Annotated in this window: 18 protein-coding genes and 1 tRNA gene; 10 read left to right on the plus strand and 9 right to left on the minus strand. The window is 56.8% G+C overall.

Annotated features, from left to right (window positions below):
- Nucleotides 1-10: 10 nt before the first annotated feature.
- From AC2FH0_RS05585 to AC2FH0_RS05595, 3 genes are all read right to left on the minus strand, one after another.
- A complete protein-coding gene (locus AC2FH0_RS05585; RefSeq protein ID WP_142634653.1) occupies nucleotides 11-409 on the minus strand; it encodes a hypothetical protein in 399 nt (132 codons plus the stop codon).
- A 78-nt stretch (nucleotides 410-487) separates the two neighbouring features.
- Nucleotides 488-1,090 (minus strand): DUF4166 domain-containing protein, encoded by a 603-nt coding sequence (locus tag AC2FH0_RS05590; protein WP_496788764.1) that lies wholly within the window; start codon nucleotides 1,088-1,090, stop codon nucleotides 488-490.
- Complete coding sequence (locus AC2FH0_RS05595; RefSeq protein WP_281995007.1) at nucleotides 1,033-1,473, minus strand: thiol-disulfide oxidoreductase DCC family protein; 441 nt, start codon at nucleotides 1,471-1,473, stop codon at nucleotides 1,033-1,035. The genes AC2FH0_RS05590 and AC2FH0_RS05595 overlap by 58 nt, the downstream gene beginning before the upstream one ends.
- Nucleotides 1,474-1,772: 299 nt before the next feature.
- Here AC2FH0_RS05595 and AC2FH0_RS05600 point away from each other — a divergent pair, with 299 nt between their 5' ends.
- Entirely contained in the window at nucleotides 1,773-2,780 is a 1,008-nt protein-coding gene (locus tag AC2FH0_RS05600; RefSeq protein ID WP_496690799.1) for a helix-turn-helix domain-containing protein, read from the plus strand.
- A 194-nt stretch (nucleotides 2,781-2,974) separates the two neighbouring features.
- Here AC2FH0_RS05600 and rpoD read toward each other — a convergent pair whose 3' ends face one another.
- From rpoD to AC2FH0_RS05620, 4 genes are all read right to left on the minus strand, one after another.
- Nucleotides 2,975-4,963, minus strand: a complete 1,989-nt coding sequence (gene rpoD, locus AC2FH0_RS05605; protein ID WP_142634659.1) for an RNA polymerase sigma factor RpoD — start codon at nucleotides 4,961-4,963, stop codon at nucleotides 2,975-2,977.
- A 114-nt stretch (nucleotides 4,964-5,077) separates the two neighbouring features.
- Entirely contained in the window at nucleotides 5,078-7,027 is a 1,950-nt protein-coding gene (gene dnaG / locus AC2FH0_RS05610) for a DNA primase (RefSeq protein ID WP_496709264.1), read from the minus strand.
- A gap of 79 nt (nucleotides 7,028-7,106) precedes the next feature.
- Entirely contained in the window at nucleotides 7,107-7,403 is a 297-nt protein-coding gene (locus AC2FH0_RS05615; RefSeq protein ID WP_142634663.1) for a hypothetical protein, read from the minus strand.
- A 145-nt stretch (nucleotides 7,404-7,548) separates the two neighbouring features.
- Nucleotides 7,549-8,979: a Glu/Leu/Phe/Val family dehydrogenase gene (locus tag AC2FH0_RS05620; RefSeq protein WP_496699996.1), complete on the minus strand. Its 1,431-nt coding sequence runs from the start codon at nucleotides 8,977-8,979 to the stop codon at nucleotides 7,549-7,551.
- 332 nt (nucleotides 8,980-9,311) lie between these two features.
- Between AC2FH0_RS05620 and AC2FH0_RS05625 the strand changes: the two genes are divergently transcribed.
- From AC2FH0_RS05625 to AC2FH0_RS05635, 3 genes are all read left to right on the plus strand, one after another.
- Nucleotides 9,312-10,925, plus strand: a complete 1,614-nt coding sequence (locus AC2FH0_RS05625; protein WP_496699994.1) for a TadE/TadG family type IV pilus assembly protein — start codon at nucleotides 9,312-9,314, stop codon at nucleotides 10,923-10,925.
- Nucleotides 10,922-11,455: a TadE/TadG family type IV pilus assembly protein gene (locus AC2FH0_RS05630; protein ID WP_142634669.1), complete on the plus strand. Its 534-nt coding sequence runs from the start codon at nucleotides 10,922-10,924 to the stop codon at nucleotides 11,453-11,455. The genes AC2FH0_RS05625 and AC2FH0_RS05630 overlap by 4 nt, the downstream gene beginning before the upstream one ends.
- Before the next feature lie 97 nt (nucleotides 11,456-11,552).
- The gene (locus tag AC2FH0_RS05635; RefSeq protein ID WP_496699992.1) at nucleotides 11,553-12,140 is read left to right on the plus strand and encodes a TadE/TadG family type IV pilus assembly protein; all 588 of its coding nucleotides are present in this window, start codon (nucleotides 11,553-11,555) and stop codon (nucleotides 12,138-12,140) included.
- A gap of 71 nt (nucleotides 12,141-12,211) precedes the next feature.
- Here AC2FH0_RS05635 and AC2FH0_RS05640 read toward each other — a convergent pair whose 3' ends face one another.
- Complete coding sequence (locus AC2FH0_RS05640) at nucleotides 12,212-12,682, minus strand: hypothetical protein (RefSeq protein ID WP_496788765.1); 471 nt, start codon at nucleotides 12,680-12,682, stop codon at nucleotides 12,212-12,214.
- Nucleotides 12,683-12,841: 159 nt separating this feature from the next.
- On the opposite strand from AC2FH0_RS05640, the gene AC2FH0_RS05645 reads away from it, so the two are divergent.
- The gene (locus AC2FH0_RS05645) at nucleotides 12,842-13,753 is read left to right on the plus strand and encodes a pirin family protein (RefSeq protein WP_496690804.1); all 912 of its coding nucleotides are present in this window, start codon (nucleotides 12,842-12,844) and stop codon (nucleotides 13,751-13,753) included.
- Between the two features lie 7 nt (nucleotides 13,754-13,760).
- Here AC2FH0_RS05645 and AC2FH0_RS05650 read toward each other — a convergent pair whose 3' ends face one another.
- Nucleotides 13,761-14,348 carry a TetR/AcrR family transcriptional regulator gene (locus tag AC2FH0_RS05650; RefSeq protein WP_142634678.1) on the minus strand — a complete coding sequence of 196 codons (588 nt, stop codon included), beginning with the start codon at nucleotides 14,346-14,348 and terminating at the stop codon, nucleotides 13,761-13,763.
- Nucleotides 14,349-14,448: 100 nt separating this feature from the next.
- Here AC2FH0_RS05650 and AC2FH0_RS05655 point away from each other — a divergent pair, with 100 nt between their 5' ends.
- From AC2FH0_RS05655 to AC2FH0_RS05675, 5 genes are all read left to right on the plus strand, one after another.
- A complete protein-coding gene (locus AC2FH0_RS05655) occupies nucleotides 14,449-14,697 on the plus strand; it encodes a hypothetical protein (protein WP_496788767.1) in 249 nt (82 codons plus the stop codon).
- 124 nt (nucleotides 14,698-14,821) lie between these two features.
- A complete protein-coding gene (locus AC2FH0_RS05660; protein ID WP_282027476.1) occupies nucleotides 14,822-16,108 on the plus strand; it encodes a homoserine dehydrogenase in 1,287 nt (428 codons plus the stop codon).
- A 69-nt stretch (nucleotides 16,109-16,177) separates the two neighbouring features.
- Entirely contained in the window at nucleotides 16,178-17,161 is a 984-nt protein-coding gene (gene glpX, locus AC2FH0_RS05665; RefSeq protein WP_271946243.1) for a class II fructose-bisphosphatase, read from the plus strand.
- 91 nt (nucleotides 17,162-17,252) lie between these two features.
- Nucleotides 17,253-18,995, plus strand: a complete 1,743-nt coding sequence (gene recJ / locus AC2FH0_RS05670) for a single-stranded-DNA-specific exonuclease RecJ (protein WP_282027477.1) — start codon at nucleotides 17,253-17,255, stop codon at nucleotides 18,993-18,995.
- A gap of 98 nt (nucleotides 18,996-19,093) precedes the next feature.
- Nucleotides 19,094-19,168: transfer RNA gene (locus AC2FH0_RS05675), tRNA-Glu, on the plus strand.

The raw sequence follows: 19,168 nt of genomic DNA on the forward strand, positions 1-19,168 counted from the left end.
CTTACCTTCTTTAATCAAAAATTGGCTGCCGGAAACACAGGCCATTCGCGTTCTGGACGGACCTGCTCTGCCCCGGCTGGAAACCAATGGAGACAAAGCTTGTGCTCTGCTCGACATTTGCTGGAGGGGTCAACGAGAATTGGACCGCCGTGCGGCGACCGGTGGCTTCGCTTGGGCCATATCCACGCACAACATAGATATTCTGCTGCCACCCTGCCCCCAAGCTGCGACGAGCAAAATCTGCAGCAGCGCACCAATAGCCATCCACATCCCTACGCGCGCGCGGGATCACCTCAAACACTTTGTCGTTTACTGCAACAGTCTGAAAACCGTTTGGTGCTGCTGTCACCGCCCCCGGTTCAAACAACGTGGCGGCGGCCAGAACCGCAGATGTGATCACTTTTTTCATAATGCTACTCTCTCATGTTTCTTGATAAATATTAAAGTAGATTGCAGGAGGCCATGGCAAAGCCACCTCACGTTCAATTCAGGCATTGTTCCTATTTACGTGAACCGGCATCAGCCAGCCCCGATATCTGATCAGTTGACCCAACATCGGCATTTCTGCCGAAACATCGAACCGAAACCGGCCTTGATCATCCTGCCATTCTACCGTAGCCGAACGCGGTAAAAGAAAGTTTGGGCATGGCACCCCCAATAGAGTGAGGCGCAGGATGTTCAAATGCAGCTTTTGACCTCGAACCTGTGGGCGCATCCAGATGGTCAACCCTCCGATCCTCTCTTTCACGCACCGCCTGTCTGCGTCGTAGACCAGATGAGACAGCGTCTCATGCCCGCCAAAATCCCTGAACCATTCCCATTCCTGGCCAGTGAGTTTGGTTCGAATGCGGACCGTCTGAGTATCTGCAGCGGGGGGAAACCCACCCAACCACAATGACAAAGAGGTCAACCACCCGGTTCCTCTTTGGATGCTGCATAGTCCTGTAAACTCTGCCGTTTCACTGTGGAATTTTCGAACCGCATCCGGCGCCTCAGAATTGGCTGGAAGGGCCTGCAGAAATGGGTCCGGCCTCACGCATACCCTCCGGGGAAGAACCGCGCTTTCAGGGATGAATCCGGAACCAAGCACGTTTCGAACCGTCCAAAGAATGCAAATCGGTGGCGCGCGATGAAATGATAAAGCGGATCCTTCAAAAACCGCGGAAGAAATCGACAGGCCGACAGAACAGGCCACAAAGCGGGTAAGCTGCGCATTGCAGCAGCAAAAGCATCCAAGCGCTGATGCACAACACCGTCAACGATCACAAGATTGGTTTCAAACTCGTCGGTGGGCAGGCCGAGTTGCCGGTAAAGGCTTTGTCCTATGGGGGACTGGGCAATTACAAACTTGAACCGCTTCTTTGTGTCAGCCCACAGCATGAACCTGAAAAACCGAGAACACAGCACGCATTCTCCATCAAAAACGATGAGGTTCTGCTCGGTTCCCACATCTGAGATCGCCCGGTCTTGCATTGGATACCAGATCAATTTCGCCACAACCGGACCGTGCCATTGAAGGGTAAAATCCGCAATGCGACACGTAGGTTTTCAGATGAAACGTGCCGGGGAGCCACCGATCGCTAGTCTGAGACGACCGGAGCTCTACCCTCATCCCCACAAGGTGCTGACCCGACAACACGAGGTAACTATGCCTTTGCGTTGCTATATCCTTGCTGAAAAGTGCCAGAAACTTGTGAAAACCTGCCAGATGGGTTTGCCTGCACCCGTGCAAACTGGGTTCAAATTTTTCGCGAAAGCATTAAGAATTGGATATGGAGCTTGATATTGCCAGAATTCAACACCTGACCCGAACGGTAGATGAGCGTTCGGGCGGCCCAGAGTTAGCAGACCAGCTTTTGGAAGGCAGCGGTCTAAGCCGAGCGGCAATCGCTCCCCCCACTACAGTCTACAGTGCGCAAACTGAGGCGATGTTCATCAGATATGCCTGCGACGCTATGCGCGACATAACTTTTGCCGCCTATGCGGGTTCGAAAGTCAGTTCGGCCTCTAGTATTACGGCCTATATCAGCAAGTACTCTCGTGACCTCCGACAGGTGTTTGAAAACACAACCCGCTTCTCTCGCATCATAGATCCCACAATCACCTTCAGTCTGCGCCATGCCGGGAACTTTGTGTCCTTCGAGGCGGAATGGGAAGACGCAAGTTTTGCCCGGTATCATAGACGCACAGAGTTTTTGATGTTTGGGACGCTGGCGCGAATGCGGAACCTGACGCAGTCAGACTTCCACCCCATAGCAATTCGCTTTCAACACGAGGTTGGAGAGAAAAGAAATCTATTTCAAAAGCTTGCAGGATTTTCGGTAGAATTTGGAGCAGAAAACCTAGAGATTGTTCTGTCGCCTTCATCTCTGGATCTTCCCGTGCCCACATATGACCCGATGCTTCGAGAGCATCTGATTGAGTACGGGGAACGCGTCCTGGCAGAACGGGCTTCGCCTAAGCAAAAATTGCGGGCGCAGGTCGAGGGTCTGATTACACGTTCGATGCCGGGGAATTTTCCGCAATCCGATGACATAGCCGCCAATCTCGGCATGAGCCCGCGAACATTTGCGCGTCGGCTAAAAGATGAAGGGTCAAGCTATCGAGAGATCGCAGACGATCTGCGCTGTGATCTGGCCCAAACTTTCATCACCAACGGTATGCAGCTATCTGAAATTGCATTCTCACTTGGCTACGCAGACCAACCCGCCTTTTCCACCGCTTTCAAACGGTGGACGGGTCGCGCGCCCAGCGCTTTTCGCAGCCGCCTGGATCCTTGATCGTAACTTTGAGGTAGCCGGGGGTCGTCAGCCTTGCAGCCTCGCCCCGGCCCGTCCCATGAGTGGACATTGCGGATATAGGAAGACGCGCAGCGGGATTCTTGTGAGTTCTCGCCAAATTGATGTTTCTACAAGCCACCGTGAACATTGGTTTCAAACGAAAAAGGCGCCTCGGTCGAGGCGCCTTTTCTAGGTTACTGATCCAGGAACGACCGCAACTTTCGCGACCTGCTGGGGTGTTTCAGTTTTCGCAGCGCCTTCGCCTCGATCTGGCGGATACGTTCGCGAGTCACGCTGAACTGTTGGCCGACCTCTTCCAGGGTGTGGTCCGTGTTCATACCGATGCCAAACCGCATCCGCAGAACCCGTTCTTCCCGCGGGGTAAGTGAGGCCAGAACACGCGTGGTCGTTTCCTTGAGGTTTTCCTGAATAGCACTGTCCAGCGGCAGCACAGCATTCTTGTCCTCGATGAAATCGCCAAGCTGGCTGTCTTCTTCGTCGCCAATCGGCGTTTCCAGGCTGATCGGTTCCTTGGCGATCTTCATCACCTTGCGGACCTTCTCCAGCGGCATCTGCAGCTTTTCGGCCAGTTCTTCCGGCGTCGGCTCGCGGCCGATTTCATGCAGCATCTGACGTCCCGTCCGAACCAACTTGTTGATCGTCTCGATCATATGGACTGGGATACGGATCGTGCGTGCCTGATCCGCGATGGACCGGGTGATCGCCTGACGGATCCACCAGGTGGCGTAGGTCGAGAACTTATACCCGCGGCGGTATTCGAACTTGTCTACGGCCTTCATCAGGCCAATGTTACCTTCCTGAATAAGATCAAGGAATTGCAGACCACGGTTCGTGTATTTTTTGGCGATCGAGATCACCAGACGCAGGTTGGCTTCGACCATTTCTTTCTTGGCCTGGCGCGCCTCTTTCTCGCCTTTCTGGACCTGCTGTACGATGCGGCGGAATTCGCTGATGTCCAGGCCAACATATTGCCCGACCTGAGCCATATCGTTGCGCAGTTCCTCGACCTTGGAGGTCGAGCGTTCGATGAACATCTGCCAGCCCCGGCCCGGCTTTTCAGCCATCTCGGCCAGCCAGTTCGGGTCCAGTTCACGCCCACGATAGGCGTCAACAAATTCGCGACGGTTGATGCGGGCCTGATCCGCCAGCTTCACCATCGAGCTGTCCAGCGACATGATCCGACGATTGATGCCATAGAGCTGGTCGATCAAAGCATCGATCCGGTTGTTGTGCAGATGAAGGCCGTTCACCAGCTCGACAATCTCGGCGCGCAGCTTCTGATAGGTCGCTTCGTCCGTGTCGCTGAATGTGCCGTCTTCGTTCAGGGTTGCCGAAATCCGGCTGTCCTGCATTTCGCTCAGCATCGCAAAATCAGTCGAAATACGCTCGAGCGTCGTCAGAACCTGATCTTTCAGAGCAGCTTCCATAGCAGCCAGCGACATGTTCGCCTGCTCGTCTTCGTCATCGTCATCATCGGTCGCAATCGGGTTGCCATCGGCATCCAGCTCGGGGCCTTCTTCCTTGGCGGGCTTTGCGGCCTGCACGGTCGAAGTGTCGACGACCGGCTCTTCGACATCGCCGTCTTCGTCCATCTGATTGCCGAAAGTGGCCTCCAGATCAATGACGTCGCGCAGCAGAATGTCTTCGGACAGCAATTCATCATGCCAGATCGTAATCGCCTGGAAGGTCAGCGGGCTTTCACAAAGCCCCAGGATCATCGTATTACGACCAGCCTCGATCCGCTTGGCGATAGCAATCTCGCCCTCACGGCTGAGCAGTTCGACCGAACCCATTTCGCGCAGATACATGCGCACCGGGTCATCGGTACGATCAAGCTTTTCGGCGGCGGCACCGGCCAGCGTGACCTCACGGTTGCTTTCCGTTGTGATCAGGTCGGTCGAGCCTTTATTCTCTTCCTCTTCCGCCTCTTCATCTTCGATGATGTTGATCCCCATCTCGGACAGCATCGACATAACGTCTTCGATCTGTTCCGAGCTGACCTGATCAGGCGGCAGGACCTGATTGAGCTGGTCGTAGGTGATGTAACCTTTCTCGCGGGCCTCGGCGATCATCTTCTTGACCTGAGTCTGGCTCATGTCCAGCGAGATTTCCTGTTCCTGCTCGTCGGATTTGCTGTCTTCGTTTGTATCCTTGGCGGCCATTCAATGCTCCTGCAGGGATGGGTGATTCGATTGAACCGAATCATTAGCGCGTTGAAGTGATTCGGCCACCCGTTTACCTGTTTTTCTTTTCCAGTGCCTTACGAAAACACCACATTACCGGCGTTTTCGCTCGAAATTGATACCTGACATGATTGCCTTAAACGCATCCTTCTCGTCGCGGTTGATTCGCGCACCATTGTCAGCGATGTCGAAAACGGCCCTGTCTTCATTCTGGCTTCGGCTTGTTCTGTTGCGCTCTTCGGCAGCTTGCGCCAAGCGATAGGTCAACGCTTCATCGTCCAGATCAGACAGCTCCTCTGCGGCTTCGGCAATCTCTGCGTCCAGACCCCTGAGAGCTTTGATTTTGGCGAGTTCCTCAGCCAATGTCATTTCGGCCTTTTCAACGTCGCCCGGTTTATTCACGCAGGGGATCACTGCGACATGGCGAAGGGCCAGCAAGTTTTCAAGGGCGTGATGTCCCAAAGTTTCCGCAATATGTTGTTTGAGGTTCTCAGGATCATCTATCGCGTGCCGCAGAATGGCATCGCGCAGGCCAGCGTGATCTTGGTCACGGCACTCCATTTCTTCCAGTTGGTGTTCAAACTGCACCACGACTTGGGGGTTCAATGCGGCGATGGCCAAAATGGCGGCTTCGCGCATCTGGATATCGGCATTGTCGGATGATGCCAGGAATGACGCCCGCGCGCCCGGTGTGGCCGGTTGCGGCTGGGGCTTCCATTTCCCGCGTGTTTGCCAAGTACGGTTTTGTGGCTGCCTTTGAGGGCGAAACAGCTGCCAGCGCAGGTCTTTGATCTCTTGCCCGTAATGCGACCGGATCGACGGGTCACGGATCAGCTTGATCTTGTCGCGCAAGACCTTGTCCAAAGCTGCTTTGCGTTCGGGGCTGTCGAACACCTTGCCTTCGGTTTCGCGCTGCCACAGCAGCCTGACCATTGGCATGGCCTCTTCCAATACCGTCTGCACTGCCGTTGGACCATCGGCCCGCAACAGATCATCGGGGTCTTTGCCCTCGGGCATCAGCGCAAAGCGCAAGGACTTTCCTGCCTCAAGCAGCGGCAGGGCCAGATCGACCGCCCGCATCGCAGCACGCAAACCCGCCGTGTCGCCATCCAGCGCAATGATCGGCTCGTCCGAGATACGCCACAGCAGTTGCAACTGATGCTCGGTGATTGCGGTACCCAATGGGGCCACCGATGCGCCAAAACCGGCCTCGGCAAGCGCGATCACATCCATATATCCTTCGGCCACGATCAATGGCTGCCCTTTGCCGGCAGCCTGCCGCGCGGGGCCTTGGTTATAGAGGCTGCGCCCCTTGTCGAACAGTTCAGTTTCGGGCGAGTTCAGATATTTCGCATTGTCATTGGGGTCCATCGCTCGGCCACCGAACGCAATGCAACGCCCGCGCGGATCCCGGATCGGATACATGATCCGGTTCCGAAACGTGTCATAGGGCTTTTTACCTTTGTTCGAGGGTTTCGCCAGACCCGCACCAAGGATCAGATCTTCGGCAACGTTCTTGCCGCGTAGGTGATCCCAAAGCGCCTGCCAACCGTCGGGAGCAAAGCCGATTTCCCACCGATCCAGCGTCTGCACTTTCAAGCCGCGCCGCGCCAGATAATCGCGCGCCTCCCCACCTGCCCCTGTTTTCAGCTGCAACCGAAAGAACTGCACCGCCTGTTCCATCACCTCGGCCAGTTGCGTGCGACGATCCTGTTTCTCTTGCGCCTTGGGGTCACGTTCGGGCATCGGCATTCCGGCTTCACGCGCGAGAATTTCGACCGCTTCGATGAACGAGACATTCTCGGTCTCTTTCACGAAGCTGATCGCATCCCCTTTGGCATGGCAGCCAAAGCAGTAATAGAAACCCTTTTGGTCATCGACGTGGAACGATGCTGTCTTCTCGTGATGGAACGGGCACGGAGCCCACATGTCGCCCTTGCCCTGATTGGACTTGCGCGCGTCCCACATGACTTTGCGCCCGACGACCTGAGACAAGCTCAGCCGGGTGCGCAACTCATCCAGAAAACCGGGTGGTAATGACATGGGTTAAACCTGACAGAAACAGCAACGCGCGCCAAGGGGAAGGCGCGCGTTTGTCCGCAAAGAAATCGCAAGGTTTGGATTACTGCTGCAGGCACAGCTCCATCCACGTGGCGCCGAGATCCTTTTTGCGCACATCGCGCATCTTCTGCTCATAGACCCAAGGGGTGATCAGCGGGATCGCGGCATTATAGTTCGCGGGCCAGGTCGGACCTGTATCGGCCACGGCTTGCGGCACGTCGCGCTCTTTCACGCGGTCAAGTCGCGCCTGCTGGATCGCCGCCACGACATCCGCCTGATGTTGACAGCTTTGTTCTTTTGTTTCCTGAGCAGCCAGAGGTGTGGCCAGTAAAATAGCCGCGACGGCAATACGCAACATGGTGGTCTCCGGGATTCGTTCTCGTCGCTGAAGTCTACTGCCGGGCGCGGATGCGCGCCATCGTCGAATTGCATCTTGCGCAGCCCTGTTGCGCCTTGGTCCTGCGGGCGAGGGATCAGATGCCAACCGCCCGCAGAGAGTATTGTCAAAGCCCCTTAGCGCGGTAGCTTTTCGAGACACGGTCAATGGCCACGATGTAGGCCGCGGTCCTCAGATCCTCGACATCGTCGCGACTGTGCCAGACTTCACGCATCGACTGGTAAGCAATCCGCATGGTGTCATCGAGCCCCGAACGAACCAGCTCAAGCTCATCCGCACCTTTCAGGTATTTCGCCTTGAAGTTCGGAGACATGGACCAGGCATCGCCCAGATAGCGGTCCAGCCGTTCCAGCTCACTGACGATCAGCTCGTGCCGCGACTCTTCCTGGCGACGCTGCATGCGGCCAAACCGGATATGGCTTAGGTTCTTAACCCATTCGAAATACGAAACGGTCACACCGCCAGCATTTGCGTACATATCAGGAATGATCACGACGCCCCTATCTCGCAGAACTTCGTCTGCACCAGCTGTCACTGGGCCGTTTGCAGCTTCGATGATCAACGGGGCCTTGATGCGATCGGCATTATCAAGGTTGATCACACCTTCCAGCGCCGCCGGGATCAGGATGTCGCACTCTTCTTCTAGCACGGCCCCGCCCTCGGCGGAATGGGTGGCGTCGGGATAATCGCTGACGCCGCCATGCTTGACAATCCATTGGCGAACCGACTCGACGTCAATCCCGTCCGGATTATACAGCGCTCCGTCCCATTCAATGATGCCCACGATACGAGAGCCATCTTCCTCGCTCAGGAACTTGGCAGCGTGGTAGCCCACATTTCCCAGACCCTGAACAATAATGCGCTTGCCGTCCAACTTGCCCGACAGCCCTGCCTTTTGAATGTCCTCAGGATGGCGGAAAAACTCGCGCAGCGCATATTGAATGCCGCGGCCCGTGGCCTCGACCCGTCCGGCAATACCGCCAGCATTCAGCGGCTTGCCTGTCACACAGGCGCGCGCGTTGATGTCAGTTGTATTCATCCGGGCGTATTGGTCCGCCATCCACGCCATTTCACGCTCACCCGTCCCCATATCCGGGGCTGGCACGTTCTGTGACGGGTTGATCAGGTCGCGCTTGGCCAACTCATAGGCGAACCGGCGGGTGATCTGTTCAAGCTCATGCTCTTCGTATTGGCGTGGGTCGATACACAACCCACCCTTTGATCCGCCAAACGGCGTTTCGACCAGAGCGCATTTATAGGTCATCAGCGCCGCAAGCGCTTCGACTTCGTCCTGGTTGACCGCCAACGCAAAGCGGATACCGCCTTTCACCGGCTCCATATGCTCGGAATGCACCGATCGATATCCGGTGAATGTGTGTATGTCACCGCGCAGCCGGACGCCGAAGCGTACAGTGTAGGTGGCGTTGCAGACCCTTATCTTTTCTTCAAGGCCCGGAGGCAGATCCATCAGGGACGCTGCCCTGTTAAACATTAGATCTACACTCTCTCGAAAGCTGGGTTCTTTTTTGGCCGTCATTTAAACCTCCGTGCCGGCGAACGACTTGCGTTCTGACGTTTTGTCGCACCCCTTTGCTAAACGATCAATGTTTAAGCAGAAATAAAATCTCAAGTTACGGGGAAATATTCGAACTCTGGCTGAGTCGCCAAACCCAGACATTATCCGCCGAATTGTTCACGCATCGAATACAGCCCCGCGCGACAGTCCGGAATTATCCCTCAATTTCCCTCAAACCAGCCAAAACTGGGCCCTTTTCGCCCAATTCCCGCCACGTTTCGCAGTTAATTTCCATACGTTAACTTTTCCTTAGCAGCTTTGGATGTCTGCTCAGCGAGGTCTGCAAGATGAAAATGCCCAAGTTTCTACGCGAAAGCAAAAGCGGCGCTAAATCCGCGCTAAGCGCGCGCCGGTTCGCAAAAAGCGAAGACGGTACATTCACAATCTTTGTATTGTTGGGTTTCCTGGTGATCTTCGCTTCGACCGGAGCTGGCGTTGACCTAATGAATTTTGAACGCGACCGCGCCAATCTGCAATCAACATTGGACCGCGCCGTTCTTGCGGCCGCTGACCTTGATCAGAAAAAGCCCGCACGCGAAATTGTCGATGCCTATTTCGAGAAGGCCGGGCTGGGCGGCAAAATCACTTCTGTCGTGGTGGAAGAAGGCTTTGGATCACGTAAAGTATCAGCCACCGCCGAGGCGACCATCAAAACCCACTTTATGCATTTCTCTGGCGTCAACAGCTTGACCGCTAACGCGGCCAGCACGGCCGTCGAAAGCATTGGTGCTGTTGAAATCTCGCTGGTTCTCGACATCTCAGGCTCAATGAACAACTATTCGCGTTCTGGCGGGAAGAGCAAAATTGCGCTTCTGCAGGATGCGGCCACAGAATTTGTCACGCTGATGCTGGATTCAGATGATCCGAACCGCACGGGCATTTCGATCTCGATCGTGCCTTACGCAACTCAGGTCAACGCGGGTGAACCCATCCTGAGCAAATTCACCAACGTTACAGCAGAGCACAACTACTCCCATTGTGTGAACTTTATCCCTGAACAGTATAGCGACGCGGACCTAGAGCGTGATGACAGGCTGGAACGCACTGCACATTTTGACCCCTTCACCTATTCCGAAGGCTCGATCAGAACACCGGTTTGCCCGGTCCGCGATGGCAGTGCGATTACGCCTGTTACCGATAATCTGGAGGCATTGACCAAACAGATCAAGGCGTTGACTGCAACCGGGAACACCTCGATAGATGTCGGCATGAAATGGGGCGTGGCCTTCCTGGACCCAAGCGTTCGTGGCATTGTGAGCGACCTGGCTGACGACAACATCGTTCCAAATCACTTCCGGACCCGCCCGTCAGACTATAACTCGGACATCTTGAAAATTGTAATCGTCATGACCGACGGTCAGAACACGGACCAGTATATGCTGAACCCGTCCCTTCGGGAGGGCTTGTCGGATGTCTGGTACAATGCTGAGGCCTCCGAATACACAGTCTACCATTCGCAGGGTCGGCCTAACTTTTTCTGGCCACAGCAGAACACATGGGCGGACCATCCGTTCGGCAATCCTGATCCAGAGACACCAGCCAACGAAGAATTGGGTACGGCTGTTCGCCTGACCTATCCAGAACTTTTCAACCGTGTGTCACTGGCCTGGAATGCAAGATATAACTATTACTGGCAGTCAAGTGCATGGGCCGAGTGGTACTCGAAAGCGTATGCCAAAGTTGAGACTTCGGCCAAGAACCAGCGCACCAAGCATATCTGTGACGCAGCCAAGGATGAGGGCGTCATTGTCTATGGCATCGCCTTCGAAGCACCCAGAGCCGGGTACAAAACCATCAAGGACTGTGCCAGCTCGGACAGCCATGTATACAATGTGAACGGTCTGGACCTGGAAGACGCATTTGCTTCTATCGCGTCGTCGATCAGAAAACTGCGGTTGACCCAATGATCGGAGCCCTTGTTTCAAAGCTGCGAAGCCTGAGACGCAGGGAAGATGGGGCGGTCACCGTCGAGTTTGTGATCATCTTCCCGGCATTCATGTTCTTCATCCTGAGTGCGATGGAGTATTCGGTGGTCACCTTGCAGCAGGCGATGTTAGAGCGGGCTGTGGACCAGACAGTTCGCGACATTCGCCTCGGCACGGGCACCAACCCAACGCATGATCAGATAAAAAGCACGATCTGTGATCGCGTCGTAGTGATCAAACGCTGTACCACCAACTTGCAGCTGGAGATGCTGCAACAAAGCGCGTTTGTCGGGTTGAACCTTCCGCCTGTCCCGGATTGCACTGACAATTCTGAAGAAGTGAACCCAGTTCGCGCTTTCGAAAATGGCCTTTCGAACGAGTTGATGATCCTTCGGGCCTGCGCAAAGGTCGATCCGATTTTCCCTACATCGGCGATGGGGCGTATTTTGTCGGATGAATCAGGCCAGATCGAACTTACCGCGACGACTGCCTTCGTACAGGAGCCTCTGTAAGCCTATGTTTTTCATTTCAAAGCTCCGGAATCTTCTGAAATCCAAGACGAAAGACGAGAGTGGGGTACTCACGGTTGAGGCTTTGCTTGTCTTTCCGATGCTGGTGTGGACGATCACAGGCGCTTTCACGTATTTCGACGGCTTCCGCCAAAGCGCATCTAACCTGAAAGCGGCGTATACCGTTGGCGATTTGATCTCTCGCGAGACCGGCACGATCACGGACACTTATATCACCTCATTGCATTCGCTGCTGGTGGCGATGGTCAACAACCGATCACAGATGAATCTGCGCGTGTCGCTGGTTGTGTTCGACGAACAGGATGATCGTCATTACGTCAGATGGTCAACCGCGCGCGGTTACGACAGCATCTGGACCGACGACAATATCGACCGCATGCGTGATAACCTGCCGCCTATGCCGAACCAGGACACACTGATCATTGTTGAAACGGCGAATGCTTACATTCCGGTCTTTGACTCGATCTATGGGGTAGATTTCCTCAAAGGCGAACATGTCTTTGAAAATTTCGTCTTTACACGCCCACGCTTTACCAATGAGGTTGCGGCAAATGTGTCGGGCGTTGTTGAAATTGAGGAAAATCCCGACGGGTCTGGCGAGATCGGTGAAATCGAGGACCCTGGCACAGGGGATTCCGGTGCGAGTGCGGAAAGCGCAACGAACTAGGACAGGGTGGGTTGGCATCTTAGTGCCTTCCACCCCGCCTTCGAATAACGAGGTGGCGCTGAAGGTCTGACCTAGCCGCGTTCTGCCACCATCGCAGACAAAATCTCGGACATGAATTTGGTTTCGGCGGCGGATGTCATGCCGCCTATGCCAACGCGGCGTCCCAAGCGCCACCACAGCCCCGGCGCCCATCTATTTGCACCTGATTGCCGGGTTGTTACCAGAAAGCCATTCGACGGCTTGAAGGCAAACGCACCTCTTTCGACGGTTTCAATGTCTTCTATTGCGGCGATCGGCTGCCCTGCCCCGGTTCTCAGCTCGGTCTCAGTCAGCTCGATCCAATCCGAGGTTGCCTGCCACATGCGATAGGCCAGCCAAAAGGACGCCGCGCCTACCACAAACAGGAATGCCTGCCAGGATGGCTCCGGCGGCGCGGCAAGCGCGACGAAAACAACCAGAAAGCCCACGGTCGACAACATTCCGACACCCACCCACCGCCTGGGTGATGAGGCTTTGACCACGGCCAGAACTTCTTGTTGCATTTGCTGCTCTCCCACTTTGCAGTTGGGTTTAGCCACTTTCCCAGCCAAACAACAGAGGCGAACGCACCTGCTGAATTTCGCACAGGTTGCGTGTTTCAGCGCAAATTGACCCGCCATGGCGGTGCGGTACATCTTCCCCATAGCAACAGGAGCGCAGCAATGTCCCTCAGACCGACTTTGGAAACCCGAAAGGCCATACCGACGATGGAGGGGGCCGGCGTTAAACTGCACCGCGCTTTCGGCTTTCAGGACCCGTCAGAACTGGATCCTTTTTTGCTGTTCGACGACTTTCGCAATGAACGCCCGCAGGACTATCAGGCTGGATTTCCATGGCATCCGCATCGCGGGATCGAGACGATCACCTATGTCCTGTCCGGCTCGGTTGAGCATTCGGATTCACTTGGCAATAACGGAACACTTGGCGCGGGTGATGTGCAGTGGATGACGGCAGGGTCCGGAATCCTGCATCAGGAAATGCCCAAGGGGAGCCAAACCGGCCAAATGCACGGGTTTCAGCTGTGGGGCAATCTACCCGCGGCCCAAAAGATGACAACACCGCGATATCAGGACGTGCCGCGCAAAGAGATCCCTGAAATCACAGACGATGACGGAACCGTTGTCCGCGTGATCGTGGGGACGTTTTGGGGCAAGACAGGCCCAGTCGACGGCATCGCCGCCGACCCTCAGTATCTGGACATCCAAATTCCGGCAGGCGTGAAGAAGACCTTCCCCATAGACACCTACCGTCGCGCATTTGCATATGTATTCGAAGGCGCGGGCGCCTTTGCTGATGCCTCGCGGCCTGCGGGGGTCCTTTTGGAAAAAGAAGTTGACGGCCAAGAGGTGAACATTCGTGACATGTCGGGAGACCGAACACTGGTTCGGTTTGGGAGTGGTGACGAAGTGACCGTTCAGGCAGGTCCGGAGGGTGTCCGGTTCCTGCTGATTTCCGGCGCACCGATCAATGAGCCGGTCGCGTGGCACGGCCCCATCGTCATGAACACCCGGACCGAGCTGGAACAGGCTTTTCGCGAATTGCGCAACGGGACGTTTATTCGGCCGGCACATTGACTGCCCCTTAAGCAGTCATCGCCTTTCGGACCATGTCCCAATAGACGGCTTCAACCTCGTCCAGCGAAAGCCTCCCACCGGCGCGATACCACGTCATGACGCCGTTCAGCATGGCGATGACCGCCAATGTCGCAATCTTCGTATCCGCGACCGCAAAGATACCCGCCCGCTGACCTTCGCGCAAAATGGCCTCAAGCCCGTCTTCATACTTGCGGCGCAGATCCTCTATTTCGGCGAAGTTTTCGGGCGTGAGGTTCCGAAGTTCCATATAGGCGATGAATACCTCGTCAGGGCGCTGCAGGTGGAACCGGATGTGAAATCCGACAAACCGACGCAAAGCATCCTGCGGATCGCCAGTTTGCTTTTGCTCGCCATAGGCGGACAACAAATCCTGCATATGGTCGCGCATCAAACGGAACAGAAGGCTCTGCTTATCCGGGGTGTAATTGTACAATGCCCCGGCCTGCACCCCAACCTCGCCCGCAATTTTCCGCATAGAAACAGCAGCATACCCATGGCGCGCGAAAAGCCGAAGCGCTGCCTGCCGGATACGCGGGCCGGTAATGTCCGAGTGTGAGCCTTGTGTACGTGCCATGTATCCACCATATCTGAACGGATGTTCAGATAGAAGCCCGCTTGAAACGACCGGACAAAAAGTGCATCACGGATGCCAGTTGCCACAATAAGGTTTCATCATGAAGCCCCTTCTTCTTCTGCCCCTAGTTTTGCTCTGCCTAGGATGCACCAATTTTCCCGAGCTGAAAGACCGCGAAGGGCCAAATGTGCAATCGGCCCCCTACCCCAAATTAACCCCACTGGCAGATGTTTTCGCTGTGCCTGTTGACCCGCTGTACGAAGCGGCAGAGGTCGAAAGTGAACTGACCGACCGCAGCAAGGCGTTGAAGAAAAAGGCAACGGCATTGCAAAACGCTCAGACCATTTAATCCTCAGGTTTTCTGCCGCCCAGCATGGGTGTCGCGGATTGCGCCTCGGCGCCGAACCCGCTAAGGCAGCGGGAACGGGGAAACACCCCAGTTTAGGATATTCGAGCGGAAAGGAACCCACAGGATGACACAGGCGCTGCGGCTTGGAATTGCGGGCTTGGGAACTGTTGGTGTGGGTGTCGTCAGGATCGTGCGCCGCCATGCCGACCTGCTGCAGGCACGAACGGGTCGTCCCATCCAGATCACAGCGGTTTCCGCGCGTGACGCTGGCAAGGATCGCGGTGTGAACCTGTCGGATTATGCTTGGGAAACTGACCCTGTCGCATTGGCGCAGCGCGACGATATTGATGTTTTTGTTGAACTGATGGGCGGGGAAAACGGACCTGCCAAAGCCTCGGTCGAAGCGGCGCTAGCCAGTGGTAAGGATGTCGTCACCGCCAACAAGGCCCTGTTGGCCATTCACGGTCAGGAACTGGCCGAAATGGCCGAAGCCGCGGGCCGTGTGATCCGCTTCGAAGCGGCCGTGGCTGGCGGCATTCCAGTGATCAAATCCCTGACCGAAGGACTTGCGGGTAACGAAATCACCCGCGTCATGGGGGTGATGAATGGCACATGCAACTATATCCTGACCCGGATGCAATCGCAGCGGCAGGGATATAACGCCCTGTTCGACGAATGCGCGCAGCTGGGTTACCTTGAAGCCGATCCAAATCTGGATGTGGGCGGGATAGACGCCGCCCATAAACTGGCGCTGCTTGCCTCAATCGCATTCGGCACCAAACCGAATTTCGACGGGATCGAGATCGAAGGCATTCAGCAGATCAGTCTGGATGACATCGACCAGGCCCATGACATGGGATACCGGATCAAACTGTTGGGCGTGGCTCAGCGCACGGCACGGGGGCTTGAACAGCGGATGCAGCCGTGTCTGGTGCCCAGTGACTCGCCCCTGGGCCAGCTTGAAGGCGGCACCAATATGGTGGTGATCGAAGGCGACGCGGTCGAGCAGGTTGTTCTGCGTGGCCCCGGAGCTGGCGAAGGGCCAACGGCCAGCGCGGTGATGGGCGATGTCTGCGATCTGGCACGTGGGCTTCAGATTCCGACCTTCGGCCGCCCTGCCAGTTCGTTGCAGGACGCAGTGCCAGCGCTGACTGGCCGCCCTGCCCCCTATTATCTGCGTCTGGGTCTGCTGGACAAACCCGGCGCCTTGGCCAAAATTGCGGCCATCCTGGGCGATGCCGGGGTCTCGATTGATCGCATGCGCCAATACGCCCATGCGGAAAGCACCGCGCCGGTTCTGATAGTTACCCACAAAACCACCCGTGCCACGCTGGATGTCGCCTTGCTGGGCCTGCACGAGACCGATGTTGTTTCGGGCACACCGGTTGCTTTGCGGATTGAAGAGGTTTGACCCTTGCGGCCTGCACGATACGCAGGCTATGCCGGACAAGACGCCGATACTGACCTGAGGATAGTGAAAATGAGTGCTGCCAAGATCGATTTCAATGACCGCCTGTTGTCTCTGGGCCTGGCGCGGGTTGCGGAACAGGCTGCGCTTGCTTCGGCGTCGCTGGTTGGACGGGGCGATGAAAAGGCCGCTGACCAGGCTGCTGTGAATGCCATGCGCGAACAGTTGAACCTGCTGGATATCGCCGGTGTTGTCGTGATCGGTGAAGGCGAGCGCGACGAAGCGCCGATGCTGTACATTGGCGAAGAGGTCGGGTCCGGCAATGGTCCCGGCGTCGACATCGCGTTGGACCCGCTGGAAGGCACCACGCTGACCGCCAAGGACATGCCCAACGCGTTAACTGTGATAGCAATGGGCCCGCGCGGATCAATGCTGCATGCACCGGACGTTTATATGGACAAACTGGCCGTTGGCCCGGGTTTCCCTGAAGGCGTTGTCAGCCTGGACATGAGCCCGCGCGAACGTGTGGAAGCACTGGCCAAGGCCAAGGATTGCGAGCCTGCCGACATTACCGTCTGCATTCTGGAACGCCCTCGGCATGAGGCTATGATTGCCGAGGTTCGCGAAACCGGTGCATCTATCCGCCTGATCACCGATGGTGATGTTGCTGGCGTCATGCACTGCGCCGAAAGCGAAGTCACCGGGATCGACATGTATATGGGCCAAGGCGGCGCACCCGAAGGTGTTCTGGCCGCCGCAGCGCTGAAATGTATGGGCGGGCAGATCTTTGGTCGCCTGCTGTTTCGCAATGATGACGAACGCGGCCGCGCAGCCAAAGCGGGCATCACCGATCTGGACCGCATCTATTCGCGCGATGAGATGGTAACCGCCGATGTGATCTTTGCCGCAACCGGCGTCACCGGCGGCTCTTTGCTGCCGCGTATCAAGCGCGAGCCGGGTTGGGTTGAAACCACCACTCTGCTGATGCGGTCGAAAACCGGGTCGGTTCGGCGTATGTCCTACCGCACGCCGACGTGGTCGCATAGCGACGGCTAAGTTCTTGCGCCTGACCATCGTGCAGGGCTATCCATAGAAATGATAAGGCCGGGTCCGCGAGGGTCCGGCCTTGGCACATCAGGGGCAGGACATGAGCTTTCTTGGGGTTGAACATTCACTGTCAGCACGTCGCTGGGTCGGCCCCTCGGCGGATGTAGAGCGCGCGACCGAGATGCTGGTACAACAAGCCGGATTGCCTCGGGCCGTCTGCCAGGTTCTGGCCCGGCGCGGTGTTCCGGCAATGGAAGCTCCGGGATTTCTAGAACCCAAACTGAAAGAGCTGTTGCCCGATCCGCGCGCGATGAAAGACATGGAAACCGCTGCAACGCGTTTTCTGACTGCGGTCCGTCTAAAGCAGCGCATTGCGATCTTTGCCGATTATGACGTGGATGGCGGCAGCTCGGCTGCTCTGCTACTCACGTGGTTGCGTCAGATGGGCCTGCAGGCGACGCTCTATGTGCCTGACCGGATTGATGAGGGCTATGGCCCCAATGTCCCGGCGATGCAGGAACTGGCCGCCGCGCATGATCTGATTATCTGCGTCGATTGCGGAACCCTCAGCCATGAACCCATCGCCGCCGCAAAGGGGGCCGATGTCATCGTCCTGGACCACCACCTTGGTGGTGAAACTTTGCCCGATTGCGTGGCCGTGGTGAACCCGAACAGACAGGACGAAAGCGGCGATCTTGGCTATTTTTGTGCCGCCGCCGTCGTGTTCCTGATGCTGGTCGAGGCCGGACGGCAACTGCGCGAAGCGGGTGCAAAAGGGCCTGACCTGATTGCAATGCTAGACCTTGTGGCGCTGGCCACGGTGGCGGACGTGGCCCCGTTGATCGGTGCAAACCGCGCGCTTGTGCGTCAGGGGCTGAAGGTCATGGCGCAACGACAAAGACCGGGGTTGGTGGCGCTGTCGGATGTGGCGCGGATGGATTCCGCGCCCAACAGCTATCATCTGGGGTTCATGCTGGGCCCGCGCGTCAACGCAGGGGGCCGGATCGGCCAGGCCGATCTGGGTGCCCGGCTGCTCAGCACCGATTCAACCCATGAAGCAGAGGCTCTGTCCCAACGGCTGGACGAGTTGAACACCGAGCGGCGCGATATTGAAAATGCGGTTCGGGCAGCCGCCATGGAACAGGCCGAAGAACGGGGCCTTGATGCGCCCTTGGTCTGGGCGGCCGGGGAAGGCTGGCATCCGGGCGTTGTCGGCATCGTCGCGTCGCGCCTCAAAGAAACCGCCAACCGCCCGGCCATCGTCATCGGTCTGGACGGGGATGAGGGCAAAGGATCGGGCCGATCAGTGACCGGTGTCGATCTGGGTGCCTCGATTCAGCGGCTGGCGGCGGAAGGTCTGCTGGTCAAGGGCGGCGGCCACAAGATGGCGGCTGGCCTGACGGTCATGCGTGATCAGCTGGAACCGGCGATGGAACGGCTCAGCGAATTGCTGGCAAAACAAGGGGCAGGTCAAACCGGCCCTGCTGACCTGAAACTGGAAGGCACACTTATGCCCGGCGCGGCCACTGTCGATCTGATTGAACAGATTGAAAAAGCAGGGCCTTTCGGCGCCAGTGCTCCGGCTCCGCGGTATGCCTTTCCGGACTTACAGGTGCGCTTTGCCAAGCGGGTCGGCGACTCCCATCTGAAGCTGTCGCTATCGGACGGGGTGGGTGCCGGGTTGGATGCCATTGCGTTTGGCGCCTTTGACGGACCAATGGGGGAACGGCTGACCAATCACGGCGGCGCGCGCTTTCATTTCGCCGGACGACTTGAGGTAAACACATGGGGTGGACGGCAAACCGTACAACTCAGATTGGAAGATGCCGCCGAGGCGATCTAAGGCCGCATTCGCCACCGCCAAAAAACTTTCACAACCCTGCGTTTTTCGGCTTGCGGGGGTCAGAGTGAAACCGTAAAAGGCCCCCCACAAGCTAGCGTGGCCCGTTCGTCTATCGGTTAGGACGCCAGGTTTTCAACCTGGAAAGAGGGGTTCGATTCCCCTACGGGCTACCA

The sequence above is a fragment of the Ruegeria sp. CDSC051 genome, from assembly GCF_059610665.1.

Bases quoted from the DNA above. Each gene is read 5' to 3' on its own strand.
- recJ (WP_282027477.1), top strand. From the start codon at position 17,253: ATGAGCTTTCTTGGGGTTGAACATTCACTGTCAGCACGTCGCTGGGTC.
- glpX (WP_271946243.1), top strand. From the start codon at position 16,178: ATGAGTGCTGCCAAGATCGATTTCAATGACCGCCTGTTGTCTCTGGGC.
- AC2FH0_RS05650 (WP_142634678.1), bottom strand. From the start codon at position 14,348: ATGGCACGTACACAAGGCTCACACTCGGACATTACCGGCCCGCGTATC.
- AC2FH0_RS05615 (WP_142634663.1), bottom strand. From the start codon at position 7,403: ATGTTGCGTATTGCCGTCGCGGCTATTTTACTGGCCACACCTCTGGCT.
- AC2FH0_RS05660 (WP_282027476.1), top strand. From the start codon at position 14,822: ATGACACAGGCGCTGCGGCTTGGAATTGCGGGCTTGGGAACTGTTGGT.
- AC2FH0_RS05625 (WP_496699994.1), top strand. From the start codon at position 9,312: ATGCCCAAGTTTCTACGCGAAAGCAAAAGCGGCGCTAAATCCGCGCTA.
- AC2FH0_RS05585 (WP_142634653.1), bottom strand. From the start codon at position 409: ATGAAAAAAGTGATCACATCTGCGGTTCTGGCCGCCGCCACGTTGTTT.
- dnaG (WP_496709264.1), bottom strand. From the start codon at position 7,027: ATGTCATTACCACCCGGTTTTCTGGATGAGTTGCGCACCCGGCTGAGC.
- AC2FH0_RS05595 (WP_281995007.1), bottom strand. From the start codon at position 1,473: ATGCAAGACCGGGCGATCTCAGATGTGGGAACCGAGCAGAACCTCATC.
- AC2FH0_RS05600 (WP_496690799.1), top strand. From the start codon at position 1,773: ATGGAGCTTGATATTGCCAGAATTCAACACCTGACCCGAACGGTAGAT.
- AC2FH0_RS05655 (WP_496788767.1), top strand. From the start codon at position 14,449: ATGAAGCCCCTTCTTCTTCTGCCCCTAGTTTTGCTCTGCCTAGGATGC.
- AC2FH0_RS05620 (WP_496699996.1), bottom strand. From the start codon at position 8,979: ATGACGGCCAAAAAAGAACCCAGCTTTCGAGAGAGTGTAGATCTAATG.
- AC2FH0_RS05640 (WP_496788765.1), bottom strand. From the start codon at position 12,682: ATGCAACAAGAAGTTCTGGCCGTGGTCAAAGCCTCATCACCCAGGCGG.
- AC2FH0_RS05630 (WP_142634669.1), top strand. From the start codon at position 10,922: ATGATCGGAGCCCTTGTTTCAAAGCTGCGAAGCCTGAGACGCAGGGAA.
- AC2FH0_RS05645 (WP_496690804.1), top strand. From the start codon at position 12,842: ATGTCCCTCAGACCGACTTTGGAAACCCGAAAGGCCATACCGACGATG.
- rpoD (WP_142634659.1), bottom strand. From the start codon at position 4,963: ATGGCCGCCAAGGATACAAACGAAGACAGCAAATCCGACGAGCAGGAA.
- AC2FH0_RS05635 (WP_496699992.1), top strand. From the start codon at position 11,553: ATGCTGGTGTGGACGATCACAGGCGCTTTCACGTATTTCGACGGCTTC.